A 13,329-nucleotide genomic window follows, 5' to 3' on the forward strand; every position below is an offset into this window, starting at 1 on the left:
ATGAAAATCCCAGACAAAGACGCTCTCATTCGAGAGCATCATCCGGAGATGGTTCAGAAGCGCTTATCCCAAGGGGGTAAAAGTCAAAATATTTCCGACGCTGTATTGGGTGGCATTGATGGATGCATAACGACATTTTCGGTTGTTTCTGGCTCGGTCGGTGCAGGTTTTCCATCGTCTGTTGCAGTGATACTTGGCTTCGCCAACCTTTTTGCTGATGGTTTTAGCATGGCTATAAGTAATTATGAGTCTAGCAAGGCATCACAAGAGTTTGCCGAGGGAATAAAGAAATTGGAAGAACGGCATATTGATGAAATTCCAGAAGGTGAGCGCGAAGAGGTAAGGCAAATATATAGAGCCAAAGGCTTTGACGGTGAGCTACTTGAAAAAGTTGTCGAAACAATAACGGCTGACAAAAAAGTTTGGCTCGAAGTAATGCTTTCGGAAGAGCACGGCCTTAGCAAATCCACCTCGAAACCTTTGACATCTGCCGGCGTGACATTTTTAGCCTTCGTTTCCGTCGGTGCAGTCCCGTTGATACCGTATATCGTGCCATACCTAGAGATGAGTCAACAATTTTCAATAAGTGCGTTTCTTGCGGGAGTCATGTTCTTTTTAATCGGTATGCTTAAAAGCGTTGCATTGGCAAAGCCTGTATTCCTTTCTGGGCTGCGTACATTAGTGACAGGAGGAGCTGCGGCAGCTCTAGCGTATTTTACGGCTTATTTCTTGCGAGAGATTTTTAACATCGCAGTCGCTTGAGGCCGTATACAGTAAGCTAGAAAATCGTACACAGTAACCCTGCGTGATTCGGAAAGTTTGGCTTATAGTTGGCGAAGTGAGTTTGATAAGAAGGTAGGGGAGTTCAAGCAGTTAAGGAGTGAGGGCCCGACTAATCGCTGAATATAATATATAGCTCGGGTACTGAACATTCATTTACAGATCAATCCCACCGTTTTAAGGCCTATTTTTCCGCTGGTATGCTTTCCAGTATCTCTAGTATCACGCGGTTGTTACCGAGTTTGGCTAGGTCGATGAGGTAGCTTTTTTCAATGCTTTGCATTGCCTGGTCTGCCAGTAATTCTTTGAGCAATTTTTCTTCGTTATTGGCGATGGCGGTTTTTATCGCGGCAAAGTTTGCGATGCTTTGCTTGTTATGATGAGTTTCCTTGTTTTCCATTGGTCTGGCTTCCTCTTTAGTTCGCTAATGAAAGGTTTAGCGTACTTCTAGTATTCACCATATGGAGTTAGCTGTTCGAATGCAAAGTTCTCTTTTTGAAACTGCAGCCTTCTTTGCTTGAGTTAGGGCGCCATAAGCAGATTTTACTCATAAAAAAGCACCCCTGCGAGATACACAGAGGTGCTTGTTCTGACCTTAAGTGTGTTTACTTAAGTAGATCGCGGCCAATAATTAGCTTCATCACTTCATTGGTGCCGGCATAAATGCGCTGCACCCGTGAATCTGCAAATGCGCGGGCAACAGGGTATTCCCAAATATAGCCATAAGCACCGTGTAATTACAGGCACTCGTCGATACGCACAGCCTGCCAATATGCACTAACTCACCAAAAGGCAACTGGGTGAGCTCGGCGTATAAAAATTACCGCTGTTTGCTGATCCAATCTATTAACTTAAATGATGTTTGTATCGTCCTGTTTCTCAAACGAGATGAAAGGGCATCAAAGTACCGAAATAGCCTTGAGCGATTAGAGGGCTCTAATCGTACGGTATCACCTACACGAATAATGCCGGGCTTGATCACTGAGATGTTAACTCCAAGGTGGCGCTGCGTATGAGACTCTAGGGCGCGTAGTACTTTCGAATCTTTCTTTATCGTTACTTGCGGTTGCGCCGGCATGGAGCAACGCACTGTTTTGGATACAACTTTTAATACTGTGTCTCCGATATAAAGCTTACCTTCTACCCATTGAAACTCATCAAAGTCAGTATTATCTGTACATGTGTCTATCAACAAATTCGGTCGAAAACGTTCAACGCAGAAATCCCCGTCGGGTTCTAATTGTTTTAGCTTTCTAAGGGAGCCGGTTGTTAGCAAGTGAAGAGGGTAGACGTCGTGATAACGGCCTGGGGGCGTCGCAAAAATAGCTAGCTCCATCATTAGTCGCCAAGTAACGGAAGAAAAGTCAGGCAGTTCTTTAGTTGCAAACTGCTTTTTCATGGCCGCTGCGCCTGCCGGAGCATTTAATCGGTAGTGCTTTAAATTACTTCTTGCTTGCAAGGGCCAAAGACTGACAGATCTACCAATCGCATTACTTAATTTTTTATTAACATCGGCATCTGCGCTATTAACCGAAGAGCCATCGGGTAGTTCGATTGTGACATGAGGCACGTTGTCTGGGCTTGGGTTTTCGTCGTACTTAGTCTTAAACTTAAGAAGTTTTGGGATTTTTCTGACAGTGGTGAGCTCGCCAATGGATTCATCCCGCAGTGCCCAGTTTCGATCGCCCAGCAGGCCGTCTTTTCCAATAAGACCTTCGTCTACTTGGGCGCCCTCCATCGACTTAACTGGATATCGCCATAACTCTTTTACAGTACCTACTTCTATCATCGTTTATTCACTCCACGTATCTATTCTTCAGCTTGCCTTCTTCATAAAAATCTACGGCTTTTAATGCACCTGCAACTAATTTAGCGCCGAGATAACGAAGTAGATTTCCTGGCGGCATCGGAATCGCCTTACGGTTAACGATCCAAAATTTTGTGAGGCTGGTTTCTTTCTCTAGTACAAGGTCGGCTATCAATCTGCCATTGAGCTGCGTTAGCGATACGCCATGGCCAATGCATCCGGTAGAGTAGATGATGTTGTTATCGCCTATAAATCCGATCTCAGGGGTCATATCTACATTGACCGACACACATCCGCCCCATTTATAATGAATTTTTATATCGTGTAGGGTGGGGAGCATCCATTTTAGATGTCTCTCTAGATCGGCCCATATCTTTTCGTCTTTCCATAGGTCCATTTTCTTGTCGTTGTACTCAATGCCTATGCTTCCCCCGCCTATGGTGATTCGGCCACATTTGGTAATCCGCATATAGTGAACAAGTTGACGATTGTCTTCTATAGACATGCGTCCATCCCAGTTAATGCTTGCCCATTGTTCCTGCGTTAGCGGTTCTGTGACGATTTGATAGGTCCATACCGGAGATTGCACGCTGGAAATTTTAGGGGAACTCTTTAAGTTTTGGGTCCAGGCATTTGTGGCGATGACTAGTTTTTTGGCTTTAATCGTAGCGCCATCAGTTTGTACCACGCACAAACCCTGATGCTTGGATATGCCAATGACCTTGGTGTTCTCATAGATCTCAGCCCCTTCTCGCTCAGCTAGTATCTTTAGTGAGCGCACATGCTTACTGGGGTCTAAAACACCGGTTTCTGGTTCATAGATAGCTCCCTTGATGTGGGGGCAATTGAGTCGTTTTTGGGTCTCGGCGCCATCGTAGTATTCAAAACTTCCCGGCTTGGTGATGTCAGATAACAGTTCGTAGGTTTTTTTTAGCCGCCGTGCTTGTTTATCGGTATAGGCAACTCTAAGCATGCCGGTATGTTCGTAATCGGAATCTAGGTTTTCAGATTCAATTAAATCTTTCACATACTGAACTGCTTTTTGCATATAAGCCTGCGCTTCGCGGGTTTTATCTTTGCCCCAGCGCATTAGCGTAAGCTCCGGTTCCACGCCAAATAGGGTCATATTAAAACCCCCATTGCGTCCGGACGCTCCAAAGCCGATTTCATTGGCGTCGAGCACCATTACGCGATTAGTTTTGTCGTCCTTGCCGATTTCCCGTGCGCAAGTCAGGCCTGTGTATCCCGCACCGATAACCAGAACATCAGTTTCATAGCAGCCACCTGGAAGTGCAGCGTTAGCGGAATAATCGCCATATTTGTACTGCCAAAAGGAGTGGTCCTTCTTTATGGCTTCATTCAATTCCGGCATCTGTGAGATCTCTTGCGGATAGTGATGATTGATTTAATATATGCGTACGCGTACTATTAAGTCAAGTTGGAATGCGATATCTGTTGAGTTTTTAGATTCTATGAGTGATCTCCTTAGCTCTAATGTTCTGGTATGGGCAGGTTCTAGACCAAAACCTAGGAGTGCTTGGCTTTCCATTGGCAATGGACGATTCAGTGCCGCCGCGGGGTAAGATAAAGGGCCGCCTACGGCGCGAGCGCTGCTAGATGGAAGGGTGTAGCCCTTATGAGTTCTGATTATCCCTGTGGTCCATTAGACTCGCTGTATAATATGCCCGTGCAGTTGATCGCATGGTTATGGGTGACAGGGTGTATTTAGAGAGTGAAGCCATTTGTCCTGAAGAGGCCGTGTATTGCTGCCGCACTGCAGCTTCTAAAGGTATTAGGGGTATTTCAAAATCAGGTAGGGAAATTGATGCCGTGGCAGATTTTATTATTCTAAGTGGCAGCTCAGTTGTTGACGCCACTACCGCCGAAAGTGGCTGGATTGGTGGCGATAAGGCTTACCAAAACGCGAGGAATCTCTATGAATCAAGAAACTAAAATGGGGAGACCGAAACAATCCGATGACGAACGACAGAAGAAAGTCGACAAAATAATACACACCGCGCATTCCCTATTTTTAACGGAAGGCTACCCATCTGTATCTATGAGGAAGATCGCTGCGAAAGCTGATATGGGTACGATGACTTTATATAAGTACTTCCCAAATAAAAATGCCATTTTACATCATTTGTGGGCCGAATTTTTTGACGAATTATTCGCGTTAATAAGAGCCAATATCGATGTAAAAAAAGATGCAAAGAGTCAGTTGAGGCAAATATGCATTACCTATTTAACTTATTGGGTAGAGCATAAGGATAGATTTCGTATCGTTTTTCTAAACGAGGATAGGGCTTCATCCTCTGATGATTTTTTTATAAACCACGCCAATATTACTGAGGAAATGCTACTTTTTGTTGGCCCCCTGATGCAGGATTTATTGGAGTCTGTAGATCACTCGGCAATGATGCTATTTCTGGAAAGTTTAATGTGTTTCGTTCATGGCATTGCGTTAAATGTCATAACGATAAGTGAATATCCGTGGAATAATCATGAAAAGTACATTGATATATTTTTGGACTCAACTTTGTAATTCGCCTCTAGTCAGGTGGTATGACGATATTAACTTGTCATATTGACGATGCTAATTAAGAGAAAAATGACTGGAATTGATCATCGACTTACGTGATTTTTGACTTCCCACTTTCATAGAAAAATTGGTCTTTGAACTTAAAGTGCAGCTTATGCCTTTTTTGCTTGAGTTAGAGGGGGCAGTTTTTACTCATAAAAAAAGCACCTCTGCGAGATACACAGAGATGCTTGTTCTGGTCTTAAGTGTGTTTACTTAAGTAGATCGCGGCCAATAATTAGCTTCATCACTTCGTTAGTGCCGGCATAGATGCGCTGCACCCGTGAATCTGCAAATGCGCGGGCAACAGGATATTCCCACATATAGCCATAACCACCGTGTAATTGCAGGCACTCGTCGATGACTTTGCACTGTAGGTCGGTTGTCATAAGCTTGGCTTTTGCGGCCATAACCGAATCAAACTTCTCTTCTAAGTGCAGCTCTAAACAGCGATCAAGGAATACTCTAGCAACACTCACCTCGGTTTCCATTTCCGCCAGTTTAAACTGGGTGTTTTGGAAGGTGGCGACAGTTTTACCAAAGGCTTTGCGCTCTTTTACATAGGCGATGGTTTGCTCAAGAATGGCTTCGGCGTTGGCAATTGCAAGAATCGCGACGTTCAAACGCTCTTGTGGAAGGTCTTGCATCAAATAGATGAAGCCCATGCCTTCTTCGCCAAGCAGTTGGTCTTTTGAAACACGTACATCCTGGAAGAATAGTTCTGAGGTGTCTTGGGCTTTTAAGCCGATTTTCTCAAGATTCTGACCTTTGCTGAAACCGGGTGTGCCTGTTTCCAGCAAAAATAAGCTTGTGCCTTTGGCGCCAGCCGATGGGTCAGTTTTGGCAACCACAATCACCAAGTCGGCATGTTGGCCATTGGTGATAAAGGTTTTTGAACCATTGATAATGTAATCATCGCCGTCTTTTACTGCGGTGGTTTTAATGCCTTGTAAATCAGAACCGGCGCCGGGCTCGGTCATGGCAATTGCCATCACGATTTCGCCTGTGACACATTTTGGCAGGTATTTTTGCTTCTGCTCTTCGCTGCCGTAGCGCTCTATATACGGTACCGCGATGTCTGAGTGTAAGCCCCAGCCAATGCCGGTAAAGCCGGAGCGGCCGCACTCTTCGTCAACAATGGCGTTATAGCGGAAATCCACGCCCACACCGCCGTACTCTTCGGTCACGCTGGGTGACAGAAAGCCTTGCTCGCCGGCTTTAATCCACAGAGCGCGATCAACTTGTCCGTCCTTTTCCCACTGGGCGTGGTAGGGTGCGGCTTCGACTTCTAGGAATTTTCTTACCGAGCTGCGAAACAACTCATGTTCTTCTTCGTAGACGGTTCTGGGGATCGCTGACATGGTGATTTCCTCTGAGGATATGAGTACTATAATGGCGCCTATGTTATCAGAGTAAACTTTAATTGCCAGTGGGTCTTTTCACCTAGTTCCTTCGGCTTCTGGGCCTTATTCGCAGGCCAATTTATAGATCAAATAAGCGGGATTAATAGTAATGACAATTTGGAAGCAGACTTACGATGTCGCCCAAGCAAACGCTTTTAACAAAAACACTATCGCTGAACCTTTGGGGCTGTTATTCACCGAAATTGGCCCCGATTATTTGGTGGGCACCATGCCGGTTGATAAGCGCACCCACCAGCCTATGGGCATTTTGCATGGTGGCGCCTCGGTAGTATTGGCCGAGAGTTTAGGCAGTTTTGCGGCGCATATGGCCACCAATGAAAATATGGCCTGTGTGGGTTTAGATATTAATGCCAACCATATTCGCTCGGTGCGCTCGGGCTTGGTAACCGGCATTGCGCGGCCAGTGCATATTGGCCGTCGCACCCATGTTTGGGAAATTCACATCACCGATGAGGCAGATAAACTGGTCTGTCTGTCACGTTTGACGATGGCGGTAATCGATACGATTTAAGCAGTCTGATGGCGGCCGAGTGGGGTGATATTAATAAGGCGAGCAAGAACTATTTGCGCACTGGGTACGCTGCAGTAAACTAGGCGGCTTTTTTATTTGTAGAGGCCATGCCCATGACAGCCGCGCGCTTGCAACGCCTGCGTCAGGTACTTGAGTTCCGCCAGCCAGACCTTACGATAGTGACCGACAATGTTCACAAAAGCCGCAACCTGTCGGCGATTGTGCGCACCGCAGATGCCGCCGGTATCGGCACGATGTATTGCGCCGTGGCAGACAAAGATTATAAAGCCTTTAAGGGCACTGCCATGGGTTCGCACAGTTGGGTGTCGGTGCAGCGCTGCGCCGATGTTAGCGCTGCTCTAAGGCCTTTAAAAGCGCAGGGCTATCAAGTCTTGGCTGCGCACTTAGCCGCTGATTCAGTTGACTACCGCGAAGTCGATTACACCCGCCCCACGGTGGTGTTACTGGGTGCCGAGAAACAGGGCGTCAGCGATGCCGGCTGCGGATTGGCAGATACTCATATCACCATTCCCATGCGTGGCATGGTGCAGTCTTACAATGTCTCAGTGGCGGCGGGGATTATCTTGGCAGAGGCTGAGCGTCAGCGGCAGATCGCCGGTTTGTATTCACAGCGTCGACTTGACGATGAGACGTATAACAAAACCCTGTTTGAGTGGGCGCAGCCCAAAATCAGCGAATATTGTCGTGACCAAGGCTTGGCCTACCCGCCATTGGCGGAAGACGGCGAATTGGTCGACGGCCTAGCTTGGCAAAACGCGGTGCGCGACGGTACGGCGCCCAAATTCAATGGCTAAATTTTCCCCTCGATTCTAGGGCCAAACCCGCGTCATCTATCTGGGTGATGCGTGGGTACTGCTGTTAAGTCAGAATACTGACGATAATAATAGGAGTATCACAATGGCAGTAGACACCCCAAATCCCCTCGTCGATATTGATGCATGGGAGGCGTTTTGTGATGAGCTTAAGGCGGCTGGCCAGCAGATCATCCGTCCAGAGGCCCCGACTGATGAATTGAACCGCGCCGAGGGCTGGCGCTACCTCACCCGACTAACTCGCATTGCTCTTGATATGTTTATGGAGTGCAGTGACCGCGATTTCCCCAGCTTTTACCGCCCCTCTCATGAAACCGCAAAAATTGGCGCCGACAATCCCGACAACTATTATCTTCGCGCCGAGATTAATGGTCAGCACGATTATCGGATTAGCGGTACGCGGGGCACCGTTGCCTACCTTGGCTTTATTGCCATTGCCGGTGGCTACGAGGAGGCCGACGGCAATATGCGCTCGGTGAGTGCCATCGACACTCACAGCGGTTTAGAGGTAAACGCCGACGGCAGCATCGATGTGATTCTGTCGCAAACCCCACAGCCCGGCAATTGGCTAAAAATTACCGATGACACCGTGGCCGTGTTAGTGCGTGAAACCTATTTAGATCGCTCTACCGAGACCTTCGCCGACCTTACTATTAGCCGTCTCGATATGGGGGATAGCAAACCCGCAGCGCTTGCCGGGCCAAAATTAAAAGCAGATTTAGCCAAGACCGCCGCCTTTGTGAAAGGCACCGCAACCTTGTTTGCCGACTGGGCGCAGGGCTTCAAGGAACACCCCAATACCTTGCCGGCGGCGGATCAGGAATACTGTCAAAAGCTAGGTGGCGATCCCAATATTTATTATTACCACGGCTATTTTAACTTGGCAGATGATGAAGCGCTGCTGATTGAAGCTGATGATATACCGCAGTGCGATAACTGGAACTTTCAGTTGAATAATTACTGGATGGAATCGCTTGAATACCGCTACGTGCAGATTCACGTTAATAAGCACACCGCAAAATATCGCAGTGATGGTGGTGTGAGTATTGTGGTGTCTGCTAAAGATCCGGGTTGCGAAAACTGGCTAGACACCACTGGCCACCGCGAGGGGACTATGGCTTTTCGGTGGATTGGTGCAGACCGTATTGTGCACCCCCGCTGCAAAGTGGTGAAACTGGCAGAACTAGCGCAGCTATTGGCCCAATAAAGGAGAGACGATCTTGAGCACAGAACAACAGAGCACAGACTTTGCTATTCCCGAGGTTGATTTAACAGCGACCACTTTATTGGCAGCAGCTATGGATGCCACCGGCTTATCTGATTTTGGTGATGAATCTTTTCGTGAACCATTGGATGTCTTGATCAAGTCATTAAACGAAGAGGCCAATCTCAATGCCGGCGGCCGCTTTGGTCAGTACCAACGTATTCTCAATATTCTAATTAATCGTCTGCGAGTGGAGGGGTGGATTGATAAACATCCAGAGATTCTTGACGAAGAAATTAGCGCGCCAGTCGTAATTATTGGTTTGCAGCGAACGGGTTCGACCTTCTTTCATCGCATACTCGCTGCGGATAAACGCTTTTACGCACCGCTGTGGTATGAAGTGCGTAACCCCGCACCGGAATTAGAGTGGGACTTTACAGGTAAGGACGCGCGCATTACTTCTGCCGAGGCTGAAGTGGCCGCCATGTTAGAGGCAAATCCAGAAATCGCCGCTATTCATCCCATGGACCCGGTGGCTGCTGATGAAGACATACTGCTACTGGAACACAGTTTTTATAGCACCGTGCCCGATGCTTTTTGCAATGTGCCGACCTATGGCAAGTGGAACGATGAGCACGACAACACACCGGCCTACCAATATCTGAAACGCCTATTGCAATTTTTGCAGTGGCAGAAAAAACAAATAGGCCAAGTCGCCGAGCGCTGGCTGCTAAAAACGCCGCATCATATCCACCACATCGCGACTTTGTTAAAGATATTTCCAGACGCTAAAATTGTTCAGACTCACCGCGATCCACTGCAGACCATTCCCTCCGCCGCAAGCATGAATTACAACCTATGGATTATGTGCAGCGATAAGGTGGACGGAAAAGTAGTTGGCGAGCAGTGGGCTGCAAAATATGCCCGCGGCACATTACACACGCTAAAAATCCGTGATCAACAGCCGCAGGCATTTTTGGACGTGTGGTATAAAGACACCGTGGTTGACCCGCTGTCATCGGTAAAGAAAGTCTATGATTTTATTGGCATGGACCTTACCGATACCGCCCGCGCCGCCATGGAGAAACATCAGGAAGATAATCGCCGCGACAGTCGTCCCAGCCATGAATATACCCTGGAGCAGTTTGGTTTAACGGAAGAAGGCTTAAAGCAACAATTTGCGGAATACCGAAAGCGTTTTGTTGATTAAACTTAGATGCCTGCTTTTTCAATATATCGAGTAGCGCTGCCTAAAATCAGCGCTACTCGATGTCAGTGCGATAGGGAATACACTGCTCCACTTTAGTTTTGTAGCTCTTGTAAATCTTTAAAATACCCAAGGGCTTCAGGGTTGGCCAAGGCGTCGGTGTTCTTCACAGCCCGCCCGTGCAGGGTTTCTCTAACAGCAAGCTCGACGGTTTTACCACTGATGGTGCGGGGTATGTCTGGCACTTGCAGAACTTTAGCTGGAACGTGTCTTGGCGTGGCGTTGCTGCGAATAGTGGTTTTGATGGTTTTGATCAGTTCATCGTTCAAGCTAATACCCTCAGCTAAGACCACGAATAGAATGACCCGCACATCGTTTTGCCAGTCTTGTCCCACCACCACTGAATCTATCACTTGCTCAACTTTGGCAACCTGACGATAAATCTCTGCGGTGCCGATACGGACGCCGCCGGGATTGAGCACCGCGTCACTGCGGCCATGAATTATAACGCCATTGTTGACCGTGATTTCGGCGTAATCGCTGTGCGCCCAAATGCCGGGGAAAGTAGCGAAATAAGCGTCGTGAAATTTTTCACCGCTGGCATCATTCCAAAAGCCAACAGGGCAGCTAGGGAAGGGCGCAGTGCATACCAGCTCGCCTTTTTCTTGATAGACAGCCTTGCCATCGTCATTCCAAATTTCTACTGCCATGCCTAGGCCACGGCACTGAATTTCGCCGCTGTATACCGGCAGCAGTGGATTACCCAAGACAAAGCAGGAAACAATATCGGTGCCGCCGCTAATGGATGACAGACACACATCGGTTTTTATATCGCGGTATACATAGTTGAAGCTTTCATCGCTCAGCGGTGAGCCGGTAGATAAAATAGTTTTTAAACTGGCCAGCGAATGGGACTCGCGCGGTGTAATGCCGGCTTTTTCCAGCGAGGCAATGTAGCGGGCGCTGGTGCCGAAAACGGAAATGCCTTCCTGATCAATCGCGTCTAGTAGCAGGGTATTATTGCCTGCCAGCGGTGAGCCGTCATATAGCACAAGGGTGCATTCGTTCGCTAAACCTGAGACTAGCCAGTTCCACATCATCCAGCCGCAGGTGGTGTAGTAGAACAGCACGTCGTCAGTTTGGATGTCGGTATGCAGGGCGTGTTCTTTTAGATGTTGCAGCAATGTGCCACCGGCACTGTGAACGATGCACTTGGGTACACCGGTGGTGCCGGATGAATACAGAATATAAAGCGGGTGATCAAAGGGCAGTTGCTCAAAAACCAGCGGACTTAGCGGGGCATTCGCTAGCAAGTCTGAGTAGTGCGTCGCGTCTTCAATGGCGCTAATATCTGATGATTCAGAAATGAGGGCGACTACCACTATTTTCTTTAATTCAGGAATACTGTCAGCGACAGATTTCACGATGTCTAGGGAGTGAATCGTTTTACCGTTGTAATAATAGCCGTCGCTACAAAAAAGAACCTTAGGTTGGATTTGTGCAAAGCGATCCAAAATGCCTTGGCTGCCAAAATCTGGCGAGCAGGAAGACCAGATTGCACCAATACTCGCGGTCGCTAACATGGCGATTAGCGCTTCCGGAATATTGGGCATAATGCCGGCAACGCGGTCTCCAGAGCTGACACCCTGAGCGCGCAGCGCCGCTGCCAGTTGTTCTACTTGTTTATATAATTGTGCATAAGAGAGACTGCGGCGTTGGCCATTTTCAAGCAGCGAGACAATGGCTGTTTTGTCGTCGCGGCGGCGCAGTAAATTTTCTGCGTAGTTAAGCTTTGCGCCCTCGAACCAGATGGTATCGGAAAACGACTTTCCAGCGCGGATGACTGAGCGGTAGGGCGCCGAGCTGCGTACCCCGCAAAACTCCCACACCGCAGCCCAAAATAAGTCCGGACAATCTATAGACCAAGTATAAAGCGCGTCGTAGCTGGCAAAGCTAGCCCCATTTTCAGCTTCAATCTTGTGCTGAAATTGAGTGAGCTTGGCGTTGGCTATTCGACTTGGCGGAGCTTGCCATAAACATTGGGCCATTATTTTTTTCCTAGCGCTAAGACCTAAAAATGTGTCCAGCGTTACACACTGGTTGTTGTTCCTTCCTTAGCTCTTTAGTGCCTGAGTAATAAATGCACTTGCTTGCAAAAGCTTGGGAAGATTAATGCCGTGGGCAATATTGAGTTCATCCAATAAGCCGATGACTGATTCGGTTGCCACATTACCTGAGGCGCCTTCGGCGTAGGGGCAGCCACCCAATCCGCCTATCGCGCTATCAATCACGGTAATACCTGACTGCAGTGCCACGCGAATATTTTCTAAGGCGCGGCCATTGGTGTCGTGAAAGTGCACAGCAAGTTTGTCTGCTGGGACCTGTTGTAATATCACTTTTAAAATAGCGCTGATTTGTTCTGGCGTGCCGCTGCCAATGGTGTCGCCCAGTGAGATTTCGTAGCAGCCCATGTCAATTAATTTTACGGCGAGCTGCGCGACTGCCTCCGGGGGAATATCACCTTCGTATGGGCAGCCAGCAATACAGGAGATATAGCCGCGTACCGGCATTCCCTGCGCTTTGGCTTGTGCAATAATTGGCGTGAAGCGTTCAAGGTTTTCGGCGATGGAGCAATTGGTGTTTTTCTGGGCAAAGGCCTCAGAGGCGGTGGTGAAAATCGCCACTTCGCTAGCACGGGCGAGAACCGCTTGTTCATAACCGCGCAGATTGGGAGTCAGGGCAATATAGTGAACACCTTGCTTGCGCTCTATGCCGGCAAACACTTGGTCGCTACCGGCCATTTGCGGCACCCACTTCGGGCTGACAAAACTACCTACTTCGATATAGCTAAGACCGGCGTCAGCAAGTTTATTGATGAGCTGCACACGGGTGTCGATATCGATAGGCTGCTTTTCATTTTGGAGGCCATCGCGTGGACCGACCTCGACGATGCGTGCCCTGCTTGGGAATATCTTTGCCATG

At 48.1% G+C, this 13,329-nt stretch carries 13 protein-coding genes and 1 pseudogene; 7 read left to right on the forward strand and 7 right to left on the reverse strand.

What is annotated here, in order from left to right; all coding sequences use genetic code 11:
- Entirely contained in the window at window positions 1-762 is a 762-nt protein-coding gene (locus AB4875_RS08380; protein WP_368375608.1) for a VIT1/CCC1 transporter family protein, read from the forward strand.
- A 202-nt stretch (window positions 763-964) separates the two neighbouring features.
- Here AB4875_RS08380 and AB4875_RS08385 read toward each other — a convergent pair whose 3' ends face one another.
- From AB4875_RS08385 to AB4875_RS08400, 4 genes and pseudogenes are all read right to left on the reverse strand, one after another.
- Window positions 965-1,180 (reverse strand): hypothetical protein, encoded by a 216-nt coding sequence (locus tag AB4875_RS08385; protein WP_368375609.1) that lies wholly within the window; start codon window positions 1,178-1,180, stop codon window positions 965-967.
- Between the two features lie 205 nt (window positions 1,181-1,385).
- Window positions 1,386-1,532: pseudogene (locus AB4875_RS08390) on the reverse strand (acyl-CoA dehydrogenase family protein); the annotation flags it as partial.
- Between the two features lie 68 nt (window positions 1,533-1,600).
- Window positions 1,601-2,569: an MOSC domain-containing protein gene (locus AB4875_RS08395; protein WP_368375610.1), complete on the reverse strand. Its 969-nt coding sequence runs from the start codon at window positions 2,567-2,569 to the stop codon at window positions 1,601-1,603.
- Window positions 2,570-2,576: 7 nt separating this feature from the next.
- The gene (locus AB4875_RS08400; RefSeq protein ID WP_368375611.1) at window positions 2,577-3,959 is read right to left on the reverse strand and encodes an NAD(P)/FAD-dependent oxidoreductase; all 1,383 of its coding nucleotides are present in this window, start codon (window positions 3,957-3,959) and stop codon (window positions 2,577-2,579) included.
- Between the two features lie 329 nt (window positions 3,960-4,288).
- Between AB4875_RS08400 and AB4875_RS08405 the strand changes: the two genes are divergently transcribed.
- Both AB4875_RS08405 and AB4875_RS08410 read left to right on the forward strand, forming a co-directional pair.
- Complete coding sequence (locus AB4875_RS08405; protein ID WP_368375612.1) at window positions 4,289-4,540, forward strand: hypothetical protein; 252 nt, start codon at window positions 4,289-4,291, stop codon at window positions 4,538-4,540.
- Window positions 4,524-5,132 (forward strand): TetR/AcrR family transcriptional regulator, encoded by a 609-nt coding sequence (locus tag AB4875_RS08410; RefSeq protein WP_368375613.1) that lies wholly within the window; start codon window positions 4,524-4,526, stop codon window positions 5,130-5,132. Before AB4875_RS08405 ends, AB4875_RS08410 begins: the two co-directional genes overlap by 17 nt.
- 248 nt (window positions 5,133-5,380) lie before the next feature.
- Here the strand turns inward: AB4875_RS08410 and AB4875_RS08415 are convergent, their stop codons facing one another.
- A complete protein-coding gene (locus AB4875_RS08415) occupies window positions 5,381-6,529 on the reverse strand; it encodes an acyl-CoA dehydrogenase family protein (protein ID WP_368375614.1) in 1,149 nt (382 codons plus the stop codon).
- Window positions 6,530-6,680: 151 nt separating this feature from the next.
- On the opposite strand from AB4875_RS08415, the gene AB4875_RS08420 reads away from it, so the two are divergent.
- From AB4875_RS08420 to AB4875_RS08435, 4 genes are all read left to right on the forward strand, one after another.
- Window positions 6,681-7,103, forward strand: a complete 423-nt coding sequence (locus tag AB4875_RS08420) for a hotdog fold thioesterase (protein WP_368375615.1) — start codon at window positions 6,681-6,683, stop codon at window positions 7,101-7,103.
- 113 nt (window positions 7,104-7,216) lie between these two features.
- A complete protein-coding gene (gene trmH / locus AB4875_RS08425) occupies window positions 7,217-7,918 on the forward strand; it encodes a tRNA (guanosine(18)-2'-O)-methyltransferase TrmH (RefSeq protein ID WP_368375616.1) in 702 nt (233 codons plus the stop codon).
- Window positions 7,919-8,021: 103 nt separating this feature from the next.
- Window positions 8,022-9,143, forward strand: coding sequence for a DUF1214 domain-containing protein (locus AB4875_RS08430; protein WP_368375617.1), 1,122 nt, complete (start codon window positions 8,022-8,024; stop codon window positions 9,141-9,143).
- A gap of 13 nt (window positions 9,144-9,156) precedes the next feature.
- Entirely contained in the window at window positions 9,157-10,350 is a 1,194-nt protein-coding gene (locus AB4875_RS08435) for a sulfotransferase family protein (RefSeq protein WP_368375618.1), read from the forward strand.
- A 92-nt stretch (window positions 10,351-10,442) separates the two neighbouring features.
- On the opposite strand, the gene AB4875_RS08440 is transcribed toward AB4875_RS08435, so the two are convergent.
- Window positions 10,443-12,395, reverse strand: coding sequence for an acetoacetate--CoA ligase (locus AB4875_RS08440; RefSeq protein WP_368375619.1), 1,953 nt, complete (start codon window positions 12,393-12,395; stop codon window positions 10,443-10,445).
- A 66-nt stretch (window positions 12,396-12,461) separates the two neighbouring features.
- Window positions 12,462-13,328, reverse strand: a complete 867-nt coding sequence (locus tag AB4875_RS08445) for a hydroxymethylglutaryl-CoA lyase (RefSeq protein ID WP_368375620.1) — start codon at window positions 13,326-13,328, stop codon at window positions 12,462-12,464.
- Window position 13,329: the final 1 nt, after the last annotated feature.

It is taken from the genome of Zhongshania sp. R06B22, from assembly GCF_040892595.1.
Classification (GTDB): domain Bacteria; phylum Pseudomonadota; class Gammaproteobacteria; order Pseudomonadales; family Spongiibacteraceae; genus Spongiibacter; species Spongiibacter arctica.